This is a genomic window from Dyadobacter sp. CY261 (assembly GCF_021440085.1).
Lineage (GTDB): Bacteria > Bacteroidota > Bacteroidia > Cytophagales > Spirosomataceae > Dyadobacter.
In genome coordinates, this window is the sequence record NZ_JAKCPW010000018.1 from 1 (window position 1) to 20,488 (window position 20,488).

General features: G+C 47.0%; 18 protein-coding genes and 2 pseudogenes. 7 read left to right on the top strand and 13 right to left on the bottom strand.

What is annotated here, in order from left to right; all coding sequences use genetic code 11:
- Window positions 1-323 precede the first annotated feature (323 nt).
- The 5 genes from LZD49_RS30930 to LZD49_RS30950 form a co-directional block, all read right to left on the bottom strand.
- Window positions 324-1,286 (bottom strand): AraC family transcriptional regulator, encoded by a 963-nt coding sequence (locus LZD49_RS30930; RefSeq protein WP_234671961.1) that lies wholly within the window; start codon window positions 1,284-1,286, stop codon window positions 324-326.
- 137 nt (window positions 1,287-1,423) lie between these two features.
- Window positions 1,424-2,263 carry an SDR family NAD(P)-dependent oxidoreductase gene (locus LZD49_RS30935; protein WP_234671962.1) on the bottom strand — a complete coding sequence of 280 codons (840 nt, stop codon included), beginning with the start codon at window positions 2,261-2,263 and terminating at the stop codon, window positions 1,424-1,426.
- Between the two features lie 196 nt (window positions 2,264-2,459).
- On the bottom strand, window positions 2,460-2,891 hold the full coding sequence (locus LZD49_RS30940) for a cupin domain-containing protein (RefSeq protein WP_234671963.1): 432 nt from the start codon (window positions 2,889-2,891) through the stop codon (window positions 2,460-2,462).
- Window positions 2,892-2,946: 55 nt separating this feature from the next.
- Complete coding sequence (locus LZD49_RS30945) at window positions 2,947-4,239, bottom strand: epoxide hydrolase family protein (protein ID WP_234671964.1); 1,293 nt, start codon at window positions 4,237-4,239, stop codon at window positions 2,947-2,949.
- Between the two features lie 139 nt (window positions 4,240-4,378).
- Window positions 4,379-4,810 (bottom strand): Ohr family peroxiredoxin, encoded by a 432-nt coding sequence (locus tag LZD49_RS30950; RefSeq protein WP_234671965.1) that lies wholly within the window; start codon window positions 4,808-4,810, stop codon window positions 4,379-4,381.
- Window positions 4,811-5,181: 371 nt separating this feature from the next.
- Here LZD49_RS30950 and LZD49_RS36185 point away from each other — a divergent pair.
- The 3 genes and pseudogenes from LZD49_RS36185 to LZD49_RS36195 all read left to right on the top strand — a co-directional run.
- Window positions 5,182-5,289, top strand: a pseudogene (locus LZD49_RS36185) (helix-turn-helix domain-containing protein); the annotation flags it as partial.
- Window positions 5,290-5,622: 333 nt separating this feature from the next.
- Window positions 5,623-5,743: pseudogene (locus LZD49_RS36190) on the top strand (thiamine pyrophosphate-dependent enzyme); the annotation flags it as partial.
- 100 nt (window positions 5,744-5,843) lie between these two features.
- On the top strand, window positions 5,844-6,077 hold the full coding sequence (locus LZD49_RS36195; RefSeq protein ID WP_409021366.1) for a uracil-DNA glycosylase family protein: 234 nt from the start codon (window positions 5,844-5,846) through the stop codon (window positions 6,075-6,077).
- Between the two features lie 322 nt (window positions 6,078-6,399).
- On the opposite strand, the gene LZD49_RS30960 is transcribed toward LZD49_RS36195, so the two are convergent.
- Window positions 6,400-6,780, bottom strand: a complete 381-nt coding sequence (locus LZD49_RS30960) for a VOC family protein (protein ID WP_234671966.1) — start codon at window positions 6,778-6,780, stop codon at window positions 6,400-6,402.
- Between the two features lie 281 nt (window positions 6,781-7,061).
- On the opposite strand from LZD49_RS30960, the gene LZD49_RS30965 reads away from it, so the two are divergent.
- Window positions 7,062-7,493: a hypothetical protein gene (locus LZD49_RS30965; protein ID WP_234671967.1), complete on the top strand. Its 432-nt coding sequence runs from the start codon at window positions 7,062-7,064 to the stop codon at window positions 7,491-7,493.
- 14 nt (window positions 7,494-7,507) lie between these two features.
- Complete coding sequence (locus LZD49_RS30970) at window positions 7,508-9,589, top strand: BACON domain-containing protein (protein WP_234671969.1); 2,082 nt, start codon at window positions 7,508-7,510, stop codon at window positions 9,587-9,589.
- A gap of 135 nt (window positions 9,590-9,724) precedes the next feature.
- On the opposite strand, the gene LZD49_RS30975 is transcribed toward LZD49_RS30970, so the two are convergent.
- Both LZD49_RS30975 and LZD49_RS30980 read right to left on the bottom strand, forming a co-directional pair.
- The gene (locus LZD49_RS30975; protein WP_234671971.1) at window positions 9,725-10,894 is read right to left on the bottom strand and encodes a PepSY domain-containing protein; all 1,170 of its coding nucleotides are present in this window, start codon (window positions 10,892-10,894) and stop codon (window positions 9,725-9,727) included.
- A 63-nt stretch (window positions 10,895-10,957) separates the two neighbouring features.
- Window positions 10,958-11,881: a carboxypeptidase-like regulatory domain-containing protein gene (locus LZD49_RS30980; protein ID WP_234671973.1), complete on the bottom strand. Its 924-nt coding sequence runs from the start codon at window positions 11,879-11,881 to the stop codon at window positions 10,958-10,960.
- Window positions 11,882-12,139: 258 nt separating this feature from the next.
- On the opposite strand from LZD49_RS30980, the gene LZD49_RS30985 reads away from it, so the two are divergent.
- Together LZD49_RS30985 and LZD49_RS30990 are read left to right on the top strand one after the other, a co-directional pair.
- A complete protein-coding gene (locus tag LZD49_RS30985; protein ID WP_234671975.1) occupies window positions 12,140-13,759 on the top strand; it encodes a PQQ-binding-like beta-propeller repeat protein in 1,620 nt (539 codons plus the stop codon).
- Window positions 13,760-14,025: 266 nt separating this feature from the next.
- Window positions 14,026-16,197, top strand: a complete 2,172-nt coding sequence (locus tag LZD49_RS30990; protein ID WP_234671976.1) for a prolyl oligopeptidase family serine peptidase — start codon at window positions 14,026-14,028, stop codon at window positions 16,195-16,197.
- Window positions 16,198-16,252: 55 nt separating this feature from the next.
- Here the strand turns inward: LZD49_RS30990 and LZD49_RS30995 are convergent, their stop codons facing one another.
- The 5 genes from LZD49_RS30995 to LZD49_RS31015 form a co-directional block, all read right to left on the bottom strand.
- Window positions 16,253-17,227, bottom strand: coding sequence for a YafY family protein (locus tag LZD49_RS30995; RefSeq protein WP_234671978.1), 975 nt, complete (start codon window positions 17,225-17,227; stop codon window positions 16,253-16,255).
- Complete coding sequence (locus LZD49_RS31000; RefSeq protein ID WP_234671979.1) at window positions 17,224-17,826, bottom strand: YdeI family protein; 603 nt, start codon at window positions 17,824-17,826, stop codon at window positions 17,224-17,226. Before LZD49_RS31000 ends, LZD49_RS30995 begins: the two co-directional genes overlap by 4 nt.
- Before the next feature lie 132 nt (window positions 17,827-17,958).
- Window positions 17,959-18,354 carry a RidA family protein gene (locus LZD49_RS31005; RefSeq protein WP_234671980.1) on the bottom strand — a complete coding sequence of 132 codons (396 nt, stop codon included), beginning with the start codon at window positions 18,352-18,354 and terminating at the stop codon, window positions 17,959-17,961.
- 113 nt (window positions 18,355-18,467) lie between these two features.
- Entirely contained in the window at window positions 18,468-19,547 is a 1,080-nt protein-coding gene (locus LZD49_RS31010; protein WP_234671981.1) for an alkene reductase, read from the bottom strand.
- Window positions 19,548-19,560: 13 nt separating this feature from the next.
- Complete coding sequence (locus tag LZD49_RS31015; protein ID WP_234671982.1) at window positions 19,561-20,454, bottom strand: NAD(P)H-binding protein; 894 nt, start codon at window positions 20,452-20,454, stop codon at window positions 19,561-19,563.
- Between the last annotated feature and the right edge of the window lie 34 nt (window positions 20,455-20,488).

A 20,488-nucleotide genomic window follows, 5' to 3' on the forward strand; every position in this document is an offset into this window, starting at 1 on the left:
ACGAACCTATCTTTTTGCTCTCTTCATCATGTCAAAGAACGTTGCTCAGCCGTTGCTGAACTTGTGGTCTCGATCATTCTCGCTACCGTTGTTCCTGATTGGGGGTGCAAAAGTAGGACGCTTATTTTTAACATGCAAGTAATAGCCACAAATATTTTTAAATAAATAAAAATATACCCTCGAATCTTTCGGCGTCAGTCATTCAGTAACAGCGACGAAGATGACAGATAAGACATGAGCGCTATTGATAGTGTAAGTAAACCAGATGCTATCTTCTCTGTCAACGAATGGTCGGGCGATAGCTGCTGGCGACCGATCCTTCCCTAATTCATACTTTCGAAAATCGATTGATTGGACATCATCATGTTTTTGCGGAACAACGATGGTGACACATTAACCTTTTTACGAAAAAACGTCGTGAAAGCCGACTGTCCCGAAAAACCCAGTCCGTCACTTATTTTGTTGATATCCCAGTCCGTTTGAACTAGCAGGGATTTTGCTTCGTGCAGCAGGCGATCTTGGATATGTTCTCGCAACGTTTTCCCGGTATGATTTTTAATGAGCGCATTCAGGTAGTTGGGGTGAACGTGAAGCTGATCCGCGAATTCGGCAGCTGTTTTCACTTTTACCAGACTGTCATGCTCTTGCACCTGAAAAGAAGATTCCAGCAGGGCTAAAAATCGGTAAATGTAGCCGTAGCTTTCAGACACAGGCATCTCGATCCTGTTTTTGCCTGCGCGTTTACATTCAAGTAGCAAAAGCTGTAATTGTAACATGATGGCTTGCTTTTTATCCTCATCGTTTCCGCGTTCCTCTTTTAGCATTGCGGTGAAGCATCCATGGATCACTGAGGACTGGGTATCCTGCAACTGTACCACGGCCTTATCAGCATGAAAGTAGGGGAACTGCCTTAATAGCTGCAATACATGCTCCGAGTCGTGTCCGAAATATTCGGGATGGATCAGACAGAAATGTCCGCCGGTTTCCTCAGATGTAGTTTGCCAGGACATAATCTCGTCAGGATGCACAAAGGCAATTTCATTTGGCCCCATTTCATAACGATGAAGTCCGATGGTCAGGGTGCCTGTACCGGAGGTCATATGGAAGATCTTGTAAAATTTTCTGCGATGGGGTGAGATATAATCTTTAATCGGATAGTCGTCTCGATTCTCAATGATAAATTGTCCTGAATTAACTGGATAATGCTCCACATTAAGTAACGAGGCCTTATACTCTTCCGCAGCGAATTTTTCGAGTTCGATCCTGGGTATACCGGTATTTTCCATGTCCACTAATTGTATAGTGTAAATATAAGTGATCCCCTTTTTAACCATATAGAGCCCGCATTACAAAATATTCACTGATCATTTAAAGTACCCAACCACCAGGCTGAGCCCCAGTGGTCGGCAAATACCATGCATTTTTAATAATCTGTGGATTTGCTAACGCTTTCAAAAGCTTTCAAATCGTTTTGCAGCATCTCAATTTTGCCGTTGGCCATGCCGAATGAATCGGAACCCAGAAACAGATGTAGCGGCCTGGCGTCCATTTCCGCGACCCGGATAAATGCCGCGGCAGCCTTTTCAGGGTCGCCTGGTTGGTTGCCGATGATTTGCTCGTTATGCATTATTTCAAGGTCGCGCGCTTCCTTGTATGCCGCAATCGGATGGGCTGCGGTGCGCATTGAGCCTTGGAGCAAAAAATTCGTTTTGAAATAACCTGGATACACAATTGTCGCAGAAATCCCCATTGAGCTTGTTTCGGCTGACAATGCCTCTGTTAAGCCGGCAACCGCAAACTTGGTAGCATTATAAATACCCCAGCCCGGGAAAGTGCCCATAAAGCCCGCAATGGAAGATATATTGAAAAACGCGCCAGCATTCTTTTCGCGAAATAGCGGCATTACATTGCGGATCACGTTCAATGTGCCAAACACGTTCACATCGAAGTTCTCGCGGGCTTCTTCGTCACTTAGTTCTTCGAGGGTACCCAGTTGACCATAACCGGCATTATTTACCACAATATCAATGGTGCCGAATTTGCTCACAATATGCTTCACAGCCTCGCCGACCGCATTGTTGTCATTCAAATCAACTTGAAGTGGGAGAAAAAGATCACCGGCGAAACCCACTTCGTTTTGTAGGACCTGTGCATTTCGTGAAGTTGCTGCAACCTTGTACCCTTGATTTAGAAGGCGTTTTACCAATGCTAACCCCAATCCCTTAGAGGCTCCTGTGACGAACCATACTTTTTTTATTTCCATGATTTCCTTTGTTTTTATATGATACAAAGGTGGCATGGACAAGGTAGCCGGAGTTTGTTCAGAAGAAAGCAGTATTTGTTAGTTTCAAAGATTCCTCAAATTATGATGCGGATGCGGTCATTTGTAGGGAAGGGAGAAACCTTCGGTTGTTCACCGCTTCAATGAATAATCGTGCTCAACACGTAATCGTATTTGCTCAGGAACCGGTTGAGCGCATTTCTGTTTTCATCACTACCAACGTTTTCCCCTTTTCTACGATATAGGTCGCCAGTTCTACGGCTTTATTTTTACCGACATTTTTAGCCTGATGGTTTTTCCCTGCCGGAATAAAAAGCACATCGCCGGCGCTGAGCGTAACCGGTTTTTCGCCTTCGATCTGATACTCGAATGTGCCTTCCAGCACATAAATCACTTCTTCTCCCGGATGCGAATGCATTCCGAATTGAATACCCGGCTCAAATGCGATACTTGCCTGTATGGTTTCGTAGCCAGGGACACTAATGTCATGTCTTTGATGATTAATTCGTGTTATGCCTGTTTGTTGGGCAAAAGTGGCAACGGGCGCTAAGAAGGAACCTAATGCAAAAACCAAAGTGGTTGCCAGTAGGGATTTTTGATATCTTTTCATTGTCTTATTGGTTTGGATTTTAAATGGGCAACCGATAGTCGAGCTGCCCTTGTAACTAGCGAAGAGAATTGAATGCGGCGCGTAATTCCTGTGTAAATAGTTCAGGCTGCTCCCAGGCGGCAAAGTGACCGCCCCTATCCACTTCATGGAAATAGATCAGGTTTTTATAGGCTCGGCGTGCCCAGCTTTCGGGAGAGGCGTAGACGTCCTGCGGAAATGTGGTAACGGCAACGGGTATGGTAATCTGGTCGGATTTCATAATACCAGCACTGATAAGGCTGATTTTTCGGTTTTCCCAATAAATCTGGGCGGAAGAAGAAGCGGTATTGGTCAGCCAGTAAAGAGAAATATCATCCAGCACCTGGTCTCTGGTCGGCAGCTGTTTGGGATCATGCCCATAGGACCAATTTTCAAAACCCGGATGCAGGAAGATCCAAGACGCAAGCCCTACCGGTGAATCTGTCAGGCCATAGCTAACCCCCTGCGGCCTTGCCTCCATCGTGGTCTTGTAGATGAAGCCTCCGCTCCTGATCGCATTATTCAATTGTTTGAATGCAGCACTTTCCTTCTCGGAAAACCCTTCCGGAACAGCGTTTCCTCCCAAAGCCTTTCCTGCCTCATTGGGTAACGTTGCGGGTAAATTGCTATGGATACCCAGTAACCCTTTGGGAGCCAGCATGGCCATGGAGTGGACGATCCCAGCGCCCCAGTCTCCACCCTGGGCAACATAACGGTCGTACCCCAGACGCTGCATCAGCACAATCCAGGCTTTCGCGATACGGTCGTTGTTCCAGCCTTCCTCGGTCGGTTTACCGGAAAAACCAAAGCCTGGCAAGGATGGGATAATGAGGTCAAATGCATCCTGAGCATTTCCTCCATGAGCTGTCGGATTGGTCAGCGGCTCGATTACACCCATAAATTCAAAGACCGATCCAGGCCAGCCATGGCTTAAAATTAGCGGCATTGCATCCTTATGTTTTGATTCAATATGGATGAAATGGATATCGACGCCATCAATCCTTGTAACAAACTGCGGATAGGCGTTCAACCTGGCTTCTGCCTTCCTCCAGTCATAGCCTGTTCCCCAATACCCGGCAAGCTCCTGTACCTTGGCAAGATTTGCTCCCTGAGAACCATCTTTGACCAGTTCCTTTGTCGGCCATTTAGTAGCCATAATGCGGCTCTGCAGATCCCTGATCTGAGAATCTGGGATATTTACCTTGAATGGACGTATGCGCTCATCATCTATATTTTCTGCTTTTGAATTTCCCTGTGCGCCTGCGAGTGCAACCGGCACCATCAGTGCTGCTGTGAGCACCAGTCGGGCGAAACTGTTTAAAGTTTTCATTTCATTCGAATTTTTCTGGGCCCTGTGGATTTTTTGATATTTTCCATTGTCTTAATCTGTGTAACTGATCATTGAAAGCTAAAAGTGACCAGTCAGTCACTTTTAGGATAAAAAACAAAGAGCGCTTTATGCTCGATTTCTAGATGATATTGGTCTCGACTTTAATATTGCCGCGGATGGCTTTCGAGTAGGGACATAGGGTGTGCGCGTGTTCGGCAATTGCAATTGCGTCATCATCGTAAATACCGGGCAGGCTGATGTTCAGGCGGGCTTGTAATGAATATCCTTCTGTTTCTGAGAGTACCAGGTCTACATCAGTGGTAATATTTGAATCTGCGGAAAGCCTAAGGCCTTTGGCAGCAGCCGCTTTTCCTAATGCACCCAAAAAACATGCGGACCATCCCGCGGCAAATAGCTGTTCGGGATTGGTGCCTTCACCTCTTCCGCCCGGAGGGGTTAGTTTAATGTCTAAACGGCCATCTGTACTTTTCGATGCGCCTTCACGACCTCCTGTGGTATTTGTTGTCGCCGTGTACACGACTTTCTGTGCAGCAATATGTGAATTTTCCATGTTCTGTATTTTAATTGTTTAATTGAATTCGTGATGAACTTTTTTACGAAGCAAAGGTAGGATGGCGCAGATTCGCTAGCGGGGATAAAACAGCCGAAATAGGCAAAGTTGCGGGTGAAATAGACAGGACCGGCAACCCCCGGTGTCGCATTGTAATAAATGACCGTCGTCTTCTTTCTCCCTTTGTCATTTCTGCTCCTGAGCCCTACCGTGCGGAAAGCTACGCAATCGCGTATATAAGGGAGGGTGAGGTTAAGCTCAACGTCGGTTTGTCCGCCTGGCATGTGGTTGCCCCGTCTATTATTACGCTGGCGCCATCGGATATACGTTTTTTTCCAAAAGCAGCGAGCTGCTGAAAAACCCTCACGGTCTCGCAGGTCGCCGAGATGCTCAATTTTTCCGATCAGTCTGTGTTCGGGAAATTCTTCCGCGCCAATACCGGGCTGTCGCCAGTTCAATACCGAAAGAAAATCAAGTAATATTTCTCACTTCCATTGAGTACCATTTTGGGCCATTTCGACGAATGTCGAGGTATTTCAGCCTACAATATTTCCCCATTTTAAGGGAATTTTGCCATACAAAACATTAAAAACGTTTGGATTATGGCAAAGTCAACAGTCTGTCGCTGCGCACGGAGCTGCTCGATGCCGATAATCTCTCTCAGGAATCCAGGTTCAACCTCGTCAAGGCCCGAACCGACGCAAAATGTAGCCACTCGCGCCGCAAAGCACTCATGCGTGGCAAGTGGCGGAACTAAACTATCCAATTATATTTATTATGATGAAGATCGAACAGCAAGAAGAGTTGCCGGAACCAGCGGGGGCTTGGGAACGATGGGCTTTGCATTGCCTGCCGCCATAGGTGCCAAGTTCGGAGCCCCACACCGGGATGTGATTGCCATTGCGGGCGACAGTGGGTTTCAGATGACCCATATGAAGGTTAACAAAGCAATAAACGAATCGGCAGCAATGCTGCCGGACATCCTGGCAGAAAATCTGACCGCAGTTTTCTGTGGGATCAATCCTGGCCTGAAATGAATGCCTATAAGCCCCGGTACATTGCATTCCTTGGGAAGGCTGCATACCAAGGCTTCTTTCAGAAAAAAGATGTCATCTGGGGAATTCAAGAGCATGATATCGCAGGGGCGACCGTTTGGGTCCTCCCTAATCCAAGTGGGCTGAACCGCAGTTTTTCATTAGCGGCGCTGGTAGATGCATATGAGAAATTCCGGCACGCTCTAGTGCGGAAGACTACTCAGCACTCTTGATTAATTACGCCGCGCGATGAAACCTGGGACGCCCGTATTGACGACGTTGTTGAATCTCTGTCTCGTTTGAATGCGATTGATCTCGTCATTTGCGTCATCCGGCAGGGGAGAAATATCAAAAATTTCTTTTGCCCTATCCATCGTTTTTGGCGTGGTAAGTAAAACCGTGCCTCGCTGGATCGCCCAGGTCTGCCAATCCGCATGTTATGCCGGCCAACGTAATACCTTTTAAAAATGGTCTGGTTGGCCTATCCTACATAGACAGTCGATTTCAGTTCCTGACGTACTCCTTCATTCTCATAAACTGCACTACCGCACGCGCTCAATTCCCCCCTGGCGTAAAAAAATTAATGAGATTGCCGTCCGGATCTCGAAAAAGGAGGGAGCGGTTCCCCCAAGGCATTGTCGTCGGTTTTTGTACAAGGGCTTTACCAAGATAGTCAGCTAGTCTTTCGTAATGCGCGTCCACATCGTCAACACGGAATTCAAGAATTACAGAGCGGTTTGCGGCGGGTGAAGCTATGCTTTCTCCGCCAAATAGTTGCAAAGTACGCGTGCTGCCAATGGCAAGGACAGCCACTGGCGTGCGGAACTCAGCGAAATCTTCGGTGTACCTGTTAGCAGGAAAGCCAGTGACTTGCTCGTAAAAATCAATAAGGTGGTCAATATTGGCAGTAATGATTCGGGCTGAAATGAATGTCATGGATGCATCGGTTAGTGTTTGATTCCTCAAAGAAACAATTACAAAATGACAGCAGTATGTCAGCAGCAATGGCGCATGTAAAATTTTACATACCGCATTTCCATTCTTTTTTGGAATAAAAGTACCACTATCCCAAATGTCTCTTTTGGTAACTAAATCCACCTTGATACCACCCGGATGTTTTTGATTAATAGATATTTACACCGAATAATAACTTAAGAATCACGAGTTGTCGATGAGTGCCAAATAATGTTATTTTTAAGAAAACGTAAACTTCCTCTATGAAAAAACGATACTTCATTTTCCTGTTATGGGCGCTGGTATCCTGCAAGAAAGACAATGCACGCCCCCTCTCTGAGCAAATTCAGAAAGTATGGCAGGCCGGAGTTGTGAAAGAAGGTGCTATTACCGTGTTTACCAAGGGTGCCGCCTCAAATGCCAAACCTGGTTACAGCCAGTACCGTCTCGATCTGAGTTCGCCGACGTTAGTCAAACTGACTGACTTTGATGCCAATACTTTTGCAGGTACGTGGGAATTATCTGCTGATCAGAAGATGCTTATTCTCAAAGGACTATCACCGCAACCATCCGGCACAAACGGGCTTATCGAATTTTCCATCGGTTCGGCAAGCGACAAAACGCTAACAATTACTCGCCTGACTGCAAGCGTGAAGACCGGCGGTACAATAAACACCTATGATCTCACTAACTAACCTGAAAAGTAGAGATGAAAAATTTTTACCAAACCCTGCGTCTTTCATTGTTTTTGATCTTCTTTCATCAGGCCGCCACAGCACAGACCGAGATTTTCAATTACAAGGATATTATCCGCAAGGCATCGGCGACCACGCTGGCCCTCTTTGTTCAAAATATCAATCTCAACACAGGTGATGTCACTATTACGGGCGGTGATTCCCGTGCACCAGGTACACCATTTACCTTCATTTGGGGTGACAATTTGATTTCTCAGGGCTTTTTTCCCACAAGCCATAAGTATGCAGATTTTTCGAAAAATTATATCCTCAAGGTCGTTGGCAATTATTCTGACAATTCTAAGGATACCGTAGCGATCCTTGTAAGCTTTACCAAGCCGGCTATTAATAAAATAACGCTTGACCCTTTTGCCAAGGTCACGGTTCCCTCGCAAACGATTCCGCTCTCTACTCATTTCAGCATACCCGCGCCCCAAAGCCTGACAGCTTTTTCCGATGAGATGTTTACCGGACAATTCAACCGCGGTGATCTGGAATATTTGCTATCAATCGTTGGTTCGATTGAGACTGAGTTTATGAATTCTGACCTGTATTTATACGAAAACAAGTTCCAGCAATACCTTTTCCGGGATGCCGGTGCCGGTGGTGGCTACGCTATCTGGTACACCGACCCCGTTGCGATGGCCGCGGGGGATGCCTTGGTAAATACCACCATTGATTTTTCCTCTCTCGCGCACGAGATGGGTCATAATTTCACACTTAATACGCCAGCCAAATACATATTTGGGGGTAAAATAGATGGCAGTGCGAATGCGTGCTATTCTGAAAGCATGGCCCAAATATTCCAGCACGCCACCGGCTACGAGCTAATTAATAATTACAAAAAATATGGCCTTGACCAGAACATCTACCTTACACTTGTAGGGAACTTCAAAGCCTCCTTTAATACACTTAAAAACTTCTATCTGAAATATTTGGAAGGAGGAAAAAAATTTACAACCTGGAATGATCCTTCCACCGCCAATGACGAGACGCTGCTTTCTTTCGCAACCACAGCATTTAAGTTTTGTGAATATGCAGAAAACGAAGGACAGGGCTACACGATGCCAGTTAAACGGATGATGCAGTTTTTACAAAAATTCAACGCCGAGTGGCACCAGCGCTTCGATCAGTTCAACAATACCGAAGCCGCTAATTCCTTCCGGGCTACGATGATGGTCGCTGCCCTTTCTCATGCATTTCAGAAAGATCTTCGTCAAGATTTTCGGTCATTGAACTACCCCATCAGTGACAGCGACTGGGCATTTCTGAACCCGAAAATCGAAACGTTGGACGTTTCGACCGCAACCCTTCAGATCGGAGCAGCTAATGCAAGCGCAGGGACGTTCACGGTCACGTCAAACGCGGCCTGGTCTGCAAGCAGTTCACAAGCCTGGTTGACGGTCACTCCTCTTTCGGGATCTGGCAACCAAACGATTACTGCAACAGCTACTGCCAACACATCCAGTGAACCCCGGACTGCGATTATAACCCTATCAGTCAATGGCTCGGCGAGAAAGACAGTGAATATTACTCAGACCGCCATGGCACCCAGTTTGTCGGTTTCAACAAAAAATCTGACTGTGAGTTATGCAGAAGGAAGCAAAACGACATTTGACATACAGTCAAATGCGGCTTGGACCGTGGCAAGTTCACAGACTTGGGCAACAGTAAACCCCGACAGCGGAAATCAAAATGCCACAATAACCGTAACGGCAATTGCAAATCCGCTCTTTGAAAATCGCAAAGCCACTATCACCGTGAAAGCCTTAGGCATTGCCGATCAGCTTATCGAGTTGGTGCAAACCGCTCCGCCAATCACAGGCTTGTTCCCGAAGCACGAACTCACAGTTTTTCCAAACCCCGTAACGGATTATCTGGAAATTACCGGACCCGCCACGACCGTTAAGGTCGAGATACTTAATATGCTTGGACAAAGTATTCAGATCGTGGAACCGGCCCGGAAAGTACCAGTGAGACATTTAAAGGCTGGCCTTTACTTGATCCGAATAACTTCCGGAAATAAGTCATCGATCATAAAAATCGTGAAAATATAACAACGTATAACATCCGATGTTTAAAAAAGTCACACATTAGAAGATCAACAAATCACCTTTAAGACATACTCTTACTCTTTTCGGGCAAGTGGAATAGCAAGTACATCTCAGGCTTGACTCTATCTATCTTGATCCTTAGATTGATTGCGTTGTTTTCATTTTCCTGTGCGAGCCCGATTTTTTCTCCTTCCTGTTTCTTCCCCACCAGATATAAAATCCAGTAACCGGCAAACTTGAACAAAACAATGCAATGAAGGTGGCAATGATTTTGGTGAAGATCCCGTAAATGCTGCCCACGTGAATGGCATAGTTCGAGTTCCGGAATTTGGCTCCGGTTGTTTTGTCTTCGTGTCTGACAGAAAAATACAGATCACCGTTTCTGGCATCGTAATGATGAAGGTCCCAGGTATCCCACCCCGAATCGCCGTCATATCTGATCACTCCCAGGAATTTCTTTTCACTGAGAAAAAATGAAATTTTGTCCCATTCTGCTTTTTTTGTGATCATATCCGAAAGAGCCCGGTCAAGCGGGTTGGCTGCAATTTGTCCGTTGGGTCTTAACACCGGAACCTGATTGAATACTTTTTCAGGGTTGTCTCCCAATAGCCGGTAAATACCATCTGTCCACCATTCGAAAGTCCACACCAGGCCGGTCGCTGCAAAAATCAGGATAAACAGCTGCGTGTAAAAGCCACCGACATTGTGAATGTCGTAGTTCACGCGCCGCCATTTGGCATTGAATTTCATCTTGAACCTCTGCTTTAAAGCGCCCTTATTTCTTGGCCACCAGAGGATCAGACCGGTAATAACCATGACGATCATGATGAGCGTGGAAATGCCTACGATCATGTGTCCGATGTCGTATTGCAATAAGAGCTGCTGATGCATAATGCGCAGTAACCATATCCAATCCGTTTCCTGATCAACCACGCCCAGCACTTTGGCCGTATAGGGGTCGACGTAAACGATAGTAGAATATTCAACTTCCGAAAATGCATTCCAGCCTTCATCCTTCGCATGTTCCAATCCAGAAAAAATATAAGCTCTCTTCGGATCGCCGCTTATGTTAACTTCTTCAAGTGCCTGATCGGCTGGAACGCTTTTGCTAGCAACTTCCAGCAGTTTTGTTAAAGATTGCGGCGGCTTGCCGTTCGGTTCAACAAAAATATAATCATGATAGTATAGGTCTGTCAGCTCCTTTTCCCACACAAATAAAGCAGCGGGTAGAAAACTACAAACGACGACGATACCCACGGCCAGCCCAAGCCATAAATGAAGTACTGAGGCAATTTTTTTTAAAGTCATGGTTGTGAATGGTAATACTAAAAATCACACTTATCAACAGAATGATTCAGTCGATAAGTGTGATCATTTACCCGCCGCCCCAGGATAAGTCGATCTGGTGTCTTTGAAGATCCTAACCTTATCCAATGCGGGATAATCCACCGCTGCAAGGTAAGCCGTGTCTGAGGCATTCCAGTTTGCATTGAAAATAGAAAAGCCAATGTACAGTTTGTTATTTCTCAAAACGAGTGAGCCCACAGACAGGTCGTTGTCCGTTTTACCAATAGCCTGGCCGCTAATCGTGCCCGATTTGGTTACGGCCATTGCTTCCACGTTGATGATCGAATAGCTCAAAATGGGATCGGTCCCGGTTGGGCTCGCGTTTTCAAGCATCAAAGTTTTGTCGTCCAGCCAGGTGTAGGTAACCGAGTTTCCGGTAACGGGAATTTCAGCCACTGTGGTGAGCGCTTTGTTCTCATATTTGTACTTGGCAAATTTGCCATTGGTACGTTTGTAATAATAGCCATTTTTAAACCAGCGGCTCCATGACGTGGTTTCGATGCCATTTCCCACCGAAGTAACCGCGCCTTCCGTAAGCGTGCCGGCAGTTAAAAGATATAGGGTTGATGGATTATTGACACCACCGACGATCATAAACTCGTCGCCGTCCGGTGTTTCGACCCGAGCCATTGTAAAAAACCGCTGGATAAAGTTAAAAACCAGGTCTTTGCCGGATTTTGCGACAAACTCTTTCGACTGACCAATATAGCCGATAGAGGAAACTGATAGGGTAAACCGGCCATCGGGTATCGGGCTGAGAGAGAATGATCCGTCAGGGCGGGTCACCGTGCCGATAGACGGTACTCTCAGGGTTACACTTGCCCCCGAAAGCGCCGAGCCATCATCCGCATGCACATGACCGGTAATCTTTACGGACTGACCATACCCCCAAAAAACGCGAAACAGTAAAAGAGAAAACGTGAAAATTAAAAATCTACGAGGGTTCATTGTTCAAGCTACTTGTATTTTAAAAAGGCGCAAGCAATGCATCTTTGAATACAAGTAGCGTGGACTGATCTTTCCCGAAGTCGTAATGTGAACCTTTTTCGAATGAAATAATCCTTCCGTCGTATAAGAAGCGACGACGCACTGGGCATGCAACGGAAGCCCCGGTACAGCTGTCTGATGTAACTGATAGTATTTGTAGAATTAATTTCGATATTTAGAAATCAAAACACCTCACTTGTCAGTTCCCACAACTTGTTCATGAAAAAAATTCTATTGCTTTTTCTCCTGCTGCTCCCTGTTGCCGGCACGTTTTCCCAATCTAAGATCCAGCCCGTCCTGAATGACCTGCAAACAGGCGTTGATTTCCGGACGAACACACCGCTAATGGGCCGCGAAATTGGTTTTGGAATGCCGGTTTTTCGCATTCATCCACTGCCCGACGAGTCGTCGTTTGCGGTAATGCTCCGCAAGAAGAACCCGAACAGGGAAATGTGGACAATGAAAGGCGAAGTGATGGTTTTCGACCCTGCCAGCGGGCAGACCAAATGGCAGAAAAAATTCAAATACGCGCAAAGCCAGTTGTTGCTGGACGGCGATGTAATGCTCCAACAGCGAGGCAACAAACTGGAAAGACTTAATCCCGACAATGGCCTGCCGCTCTGGACTTCGAAGGGAATTGCATTCAAAGTTTTTCCCGAGCTAGGTCGCGCACTTTGCTACAATTTGCAGGATGGTGGTTTCAAAGTCATGCAAGGCGTTGACCTTGAAAACGGCCGACCGGTCTGGCACAGGTACGTGCCGGGCACTTATGGCTGGGAAGATCTGCAAATGCTGGACGACGAAACAGCGCTGATCAAGTCGTCGGGCCTGCATTTGGTGAGGGTTACCGATGGAGACGGCTGGTCTGTGGACCGGGTCTCGCATGCCGAAAAGGTGGATATGAAGCAGGTCGGGCTGGCCGTACTCACGGGCGTTGCGTTGGGTGCTGCGAGCGGCGCATTGGGCGGCGGTGCATACTACGGCTATGCAGTGCCTTACGGTGGAAATGCCTACATGAACCTTTTCCTGAACATTTGCTCTAATGTGGTTTTCAATCAAGACACCGTTTTCTTCGCTGCCAAGAACAAAATCAGCTGCCATTCGCTGGATGGGAAAACCATTTGGTCCACCGACCTGAACGAAAAAGAAACCAGTAAATCACATCTGTTCAGGGAAGGTAACGTACTGTACATGATCAATACGGGGCATGCAATGAAGTACGGCCGTCCTGCCCGTTTCGGGACGCCATTTATAGCAGCATTCGATGCTGGCACAGGCCAGCAGCTTTTCATGAAGGTGTGGGGTGAGCGTAAAAATTACTTTACAGACTACATGATCCAGGGCCACGACCTGTATCTACTGTATCGCGATAAGCTCGAAGTTCACGAATTTTCGCCCGAAGGACTGACCCAGAAAAAAATGATGGGCATGCACAATGGCAGTGAAATGCGGTCATTCGTTTCGGACGAATTGTTTGCCAAAAAAGATTCGGCCTGCTTGCAGCTAAGCCTCGACCCCGACCATTATTATATCCTTTCGGAGGCCGGTGACATCCTGAAACTTGACAATGATTTTTTACTCGTCGAAAAGGTAGACAAGAATATCCTGTACAAGAATTACTTCGAAAATGCCGATTTCAGGTTTCTGGGCAACGACAAAGAAACATTTGTCGTTGATAAAACCGACAACCTGCCGGTAGCCCGCTGTGAAATCCCGGTTCACGCATCGCGTTTCGGGACGAAGTTTTACTACCGGAAATCCAACCTTAATATCGCAGAAATCGATATGCGCCCGTTTATGAGCGCGTTCGGCGGGGCGGTCGGAAGCCAGGATCGGTAACGGCGCGGCGCGGCCTTACCTCACACTACAAAACGGTAAAACCTCACTTCGCACAAAAGAGCGTGAGGTGATCAATCTGGTCGTCAGCCAGGACAAGCCGTCGAGCTCTCACCTTCCTACGAGATACGGTGAGAGCTCGACGGTCAATGCTCCAAGTTCGCCAAGTAAGCCTGATTATGGATAATTTCTATATAAAACGAGTAGTAATACGCTATTTTCCAGCACTTTGAAAATATAGCTTTACAAGATATTCAAAACATCATGCTATGAAACAACTTGTATTGTTCTTCGTCGGCCTCTTAAGCTTCACATGTTGTTTCGCCCAGTCTGGCCAGGTAAGCCCTTCCCTGCCTGAGACGCCCAAGCAACCGGTAACTGACAACTATTTTGGTAAAGAAGTCACCGATAATTACCGCTGGCTTGAAGACATGACTAAACCCGAAACGGTGTCGTGGTTCAAATCTCAAGGTGACTATTCCAACGCAGTGCTTGATCAGATTCCCGGACGCAATCAATTGATTGAAACCTTTGTCGAATACGATAAGCTGCTTGCTGTCCGGTACGGCGAAATCATCAAACGAGGTAACCTGTATTTTTACCGGAAGACCCTTCCTGCTGAGAAAGTGGGCAAAATTTATGTTCGGGAGGGCAAATCGGGCAGTGAGCGCCTGATTTTTGATCCGGAAGCATTTGAGAAAGGTAAAACCTACTCGGTTTCAGCCTTCACACCCAGTCCGGATGGCAAAAAAATAGTCATTGGTCTTCAAGAAGGCGGGGGTGAATATTCGACTTTGCGTACGTTAGACGTTGCGACTAAGACCTTCGGCCCGGGGCAAATTCCCGCTGTCTTTGGGGGCTACGTTGTATGGCTTCCAAATGGAAGCGGTTTTGTTTACACACCTGATAATTCTTCCGACCCCAATGACCCCAAAGCCGCCATCGATACCAAAGCCCGCCTTCATAAGCTTGGCGATTCGGGCAAGACCGATCGCGAAATATTCTCGCGGGCCAAATATCCGGATCTGAAAATCAAGCCCGAGCAAATCCCCGATGTGTTTTTCTCGGAAGATCATACCCAATTATACGGACGCCTGGGCTCTGTTGACTGGCGAAACGACGTTTGGGTAGCCGCACCGGCAGACCTGAACAAACCCATTATCCCCTGGAAGCGCTTGCTCACTCCCATGGATAGTATCCAGAGTTTTGTCAAAATAGGGAACCGGCTTTACCTGAATAGCCTCAAAAGCGCCCCAAACGGGCAGATCATTGTAACGGATGCGAGTAATCCAAACCTGTCAACCGCAACTATTTTACTCGCCGAAAGCAAGCTGAACATCACCCAAATTTTAGCGACCAAAGATTATCTGTTTGTCAACCTCAGTGACGGTATTAATCAAACCATCCAATATTACGATCCCAAAAACAATGGGTGGAGTACCATACCGATGCCCATTAAAGGCACAATGCGGCTGGAAAGCTACGAAGCTTCCAAAAGCAATGAAGTAAATATATTCGGTACGTCTTGGAACAACCCAGGCACCTTTTATGATTTTGATCCCCAGACCAAAAAGTTAGAGGTCAACCCTTTCCACGTACCGATGAATTATCCCGGCGTTGCCGATCTGGTGGTAGAAGAAATAGAAATCCCCAGCCACGATGGGGTGATGATACCATTGTCATTGGTTTATCGAAAAGATCTTAAAAAAGATGGAAGCGCGGTGTGTCTTATGCATGGTTACGGGGCTTATGGGATTTCGGCAACGCCCTCTTTCAGCCGGCAGTATCTTGCCTTAATGAATAAAGGTGTATTAATTGCAATGACCCATCCCCGGGGCGGTGCTGAAAAAGGCCTGGCCTGGCACAAAGCCGGTTTCAAGACAACAAAACCAAATACATGGAAAGACTTCATCGCCAGTGGCGACTACTTAGTTAAAAACGGGTACACCTCGAAGGAAAAGTTAATTGGAATGGGAACCTCTGCTGGCGGTATCCTGATTGGCCGGGCCATCACCGAGCGCCCCGACCTGTTTGCAGCAGCCATCAACAATGTAGGCATCAGTAATCCGCTCCGGTTCGAACTTACGCCCAATGGCCCCGGAAACCTGCCTGAGCTTGGTACGGTAAAAGACTCAACCGAGAGCATGGCATTGTATGAGATGGATTCCTTTCATCATGTCAAGGATGGCGAGAAATACCCCGCCGTAATTAACGTTGCGGGCATAAATGATCCCCGGGTGATTGCCTGGCAACCCGGCAAGTTCGCTGCCGCGTTGCAAAATTCCAGTTCGTCCGGCAAGCCAGTCCTCATGCAGGTCAACTATGACAATGGCCATTTCACCGAAGACAAAACGGTCGCATTCCGCAACTTCGCCAATATGTATGCTTTCTGTTTGTGGCAGGCAGGCCATCCGGATTTTCAACCTCTAAGCTCCAAATGAACAGATGAATTCGGATCTTCGGAATAAACGATGGGCGCAAAACTAATTCACTTATTTACTTCTGATAAAAGGAAATATATGCTCGCTGTGCAAGCTCAGATAGATAGCCGCGCAGGGAGGCTGGTTCTACGACCGTTATCGCACTGGTAAACGGTAGCAGCCACGTTGCAATATAGGGGAGCGAGCCCACTAAAAATAACATTTCCAGGCTGCCTTCTGGCAGATTCTGTTGATGGGTCCAACCATATTGGTGTTTGGTGTCATGAAGATGCTGAGCTTGTGCGGGCGATACCTCCGACGAGTCGAAACGGATCACGACCTTTTCCTTATCCCTTCTTTTTGCTTCATCGATCCAATACCGTTGTAATGTCTCCGGACGCGAAGGAAACTCCTCGTCAGATACCGCCAGAGCGCTGAAACGATCGAGGCGGAAGTTCCGGAATGCCTGCCGTAGTCGACAGTAGGCGACTACATGCCAGTGCTGACTGAGATACAGCCCGATCGGTTCAATTTCACGGACGGTGGACTCGCCGGTTTCTGCCGCCTGATATTCAACCTGCACTACCCGGCGCGCTGCAACAGCGGCTACCAATTGATGATAGGCATTCGGCCGATCCGGCGTGGTAATTGGCTCTATTACTTCGATATGGTGCGATACTCTTTCAAGATGGTCTCTGTCGGAATACCGGAGTGCTGCACGCAATTTGTCCATTGCAGCGCCACTGAGCCGAGCAGTCGCCGTATCGGTCAGACGCGATGCTAGCTTTTCCGCGGTAAGCAGCGATACGGCTTCTTCGCGGGTAAACATCACGGGTGGTATGCGGTATCCTTCCAACATTGAATATCCCTTTCCCTCCTGCGTAACAATCGGAATTCCCGCACGTTCAAGGGTTCTGATGTCGCGATAGATGGTGCGTGTGCTCACTGAGAAACGATCTGCCAGCTCCGATGCGGTGATTGTTCGTTTTGTTTGCAGCACCGTGAGCAGCGTTACCAGGCGCGACAGGCGGGTGGTTTCGGAGTCACTCATGCGTCAGCTTTTTTTGTCCAGGTCAATATCTTTGGCTTTAAATTCTGGCCGGTGAATTCGACGATTTCCTCGATCCGTTTCCGGCGCGTGTTATCACGCTTCGCAAAAGCCACCCATTGCAAGAGGTTCCGTTTGTCCGATTTACTCAATTTTTGAAAGAAAGAAAGGGCCACAGCATTTTTTGCCAATTCGTTTAAGAGGTCATCCGGGGCAATCAATTCTTCAACGTCGTCAAGCAATGTCCAGGAACCGTTCCGCTTAGCAATAGCAATGGCGTCCAATCCGGCCTGGGACATCTTCCCTTCCTCAGTCAGCTTTCGGATTTTTGCCTTATTTATTTTCGACCAACCACCACCGGGCTTTCTTTTACTAAAAAATTGCATGTAACGGTCTACGTCCAATGGCTTTGCAAGGCTGTCGATCCAGCCAAAGCAAAGGGCTTCGTCTACTGCTTCGCTCCAAGTGATGGTGGACAGCTGTGAGGACTTTTTATGGTAAATCAGCCATACAGCACTTTCGCGGGAGTGGTTTTCCTCTAACCATTCCCGCCATTCCTGGCGGTTAGCGGGGCTGAAAACTTTTGTGTCTCTGGCTATCATGATAACATCGTTTGAAAGGAAAAGCCGCGTCAAGAAAGGCATTTTATTCTGATTTTGATGTGACAACCGATCTGATGTGCACAGATTGCCAAAACAAAAAGCCCGAAGCCGGGCTTTTTGAATGCATTATGGTTAGTATTTTACAACCGTGGCTTCCAGTTCAATTGTCAGACCTCCAAACAAGGCTTTCACTTCGAGCATGGTAGTGGCTTGTTTGATCCCATGTTTTGTAATCCAGGCCTGGTACGTCTGGATGCAGCTGGCAAAAAAGTCCTGTGTCGAAGTCGTGTAGACGTTCAGCCGCACAATGCCGCTGGGGTCATATCCGGCCTCGCTGATGAGTTGCTCCAAATTGCGGATAGTCAACTCCAACTGTGTATTCATGTCGGCAGCAACCGGCTGGCCGTTGACATCGATCGCCACCTGCCCGGAGCAGTAAAGCGTTCCCCCGGGTTGCTTGATTTCCACGGCCTGCACCGAATTTGTGTACTTTCCCCATTCCCAGGGATCGGTAATGTTCTTTTCCATCTTGATTTGATAACTAATTTGTTCTTTGTTTTCACAAAGGTGGAAGGCACAAGTGACAGCCTTATGTCATACCTGTTTGTCACTTTAAGCTCTACTCGTTATCTCCTGTTAATTTAAAGCAAAAACGGGTAGTCTACATAACCTGCAGCACCACCTCCGAACATCGTCGCCCTATCTGGTTCATTTAGCGGTGCGTCTGATTTAAACCGTTCAGGCAAGTCAGGATTTGCCAGGAAAAGTGTGCCAAATGAGATCAGTTTGGCGACTCCCTTTTCAAGCTCTGCTTCACCGGAAGCCTTGTCATAGCCTGCATTTGCAATGACCGTTTGCTGTATCATGCTGCCGAACAATTCTATTTCATCATCCGCCGGATAATGGGCAGGCGAAGGGAAGAACGGGCTGCGCTTCATTAATTCTACGTAGGCAAAGTTCAATTTGTTAAGCTGCTCCACCAAATAAGTGTAGGAGGCAGCTGGATTATCTAAAATCATATTGCCATATGGGTGAAAAGGAGAAATCTTAATCCCTACCCTATCGCCACCCACTGCACTGATCAATTCCTGCATTACTTCCAGCACGAAACGGGCTTTATTAGGAATGCTGCCACCATATTCATCTGTTCGCTGGTTTGCACTTTCCGCCAGAAACTGGCTCGGTAAATAGCCATTGGCAGCATGAAGTTCTACACCATCGAAACCGGCCTCAATGGCATTTTTGGCTGCTTGTCCGTAATCCTTAATTGTCTGCCTAATTTCATCAATAGTGATTTCCAGGGGTGTTTCGTAATCTTTAATGCCCTGCGAGGTGAAATGTTGCATTCCCTGAATAGGTAGCGCAGATGGTGCAAGTGGTAGCTTACCATTCCTGTCGATAGAATGCCCTACGCGGCCTGTGTGCCATAGTTGGGCTATGATAAGGCCTCCATGATCGTGTACAGATTGTGTAACTTTTTTCCAGGCCCCGATCTGATCACTCGTGTAAATGCCAGGCGTGAGCGGGCTACCAGTTGCTTCCTCACTGATTCTGATGGCTTCGGTAAATATCAGACCGGCACTAACTCTTTGGGTATAGTATTGAACTGTCAGATCGCCTACAATCCCGTTTTGATCGGCACGGCTTCTGGTCATGGCAGACATTACCATTCTGTTCTTCAATGCCAGGCTTCCCAGCTGTATTTTTTCTAATAATTTCATGAGGCTTAATTGGTTATTTGTTGTAGGCAAGCAGGTAAACCCCATCTACAAAGGCTTCTGCCGTCGTAGGCGTGGTGGTCGAATCATCTCTTTTTTGGTAATTCATAAACCCGGTCTTAATGGCTGTTCCCATTTCAATCAGATTATTCGCAAAATCTTCCGAAAACCCGTTGCCTAAGAATGCTTGCTTTACCTGCTCTACCGGTAGTTGTACATACGTCAGTTCAGGATTGCCAATGGCCTTACCTATAATACTGGTAAACTCTCTATATGTATAGTCTCTTGGTCCCATTACGGCATGGACACTCTTACCCTCGAAGTCAAGATTTGCCAAATGCCCGGCAGCGATTTTTGCCACATCTTCGGTGGCTACCATCGGTATGGAATGGTCTCCATCTGCGGCTGTCGCGTTGAATCCCATTTTTTTAACCACGCCTATTGTCCTTAAAAAGTTTTCCATAAAATAGGCAGAGCGGATGTGCAACACGTTTACATCCTGCAATTGGTTTAACCTCACTTCCTGTTCGCCTGTACCGCCCATCATACCATTACCTTCATGCATATGAGATCCAAGACTGCTCATATTAACGATGTATTTGATGCCCGACTTCTCGATGGCTTCAATGAAGATGCTTGTAACTTGTCTCTGGTAAGCTCTTGTATTCTCCGCCTTTACATTGTCGGGTAACAGCACAAAAGCGCTATCGGCATTTTTGAAGGCGTTAGTCAGCGTTTGCACATCGGTGATATCCCCTGCAATGATTTCGGCTCCCAGACTACAGTATTTTTCTAACTTTTCGGTATGCCTTGCGATCAATGTAACCTGATGCCCCTGGTTCAAAAGGATTTCTGAAATCTTGCTACCCACTGTTCCTGTGGCTCCGAGTACTACTATTTTCGTTTTCATTTTACTGTTTTTAAAAGTGGTCGATTAATTACTG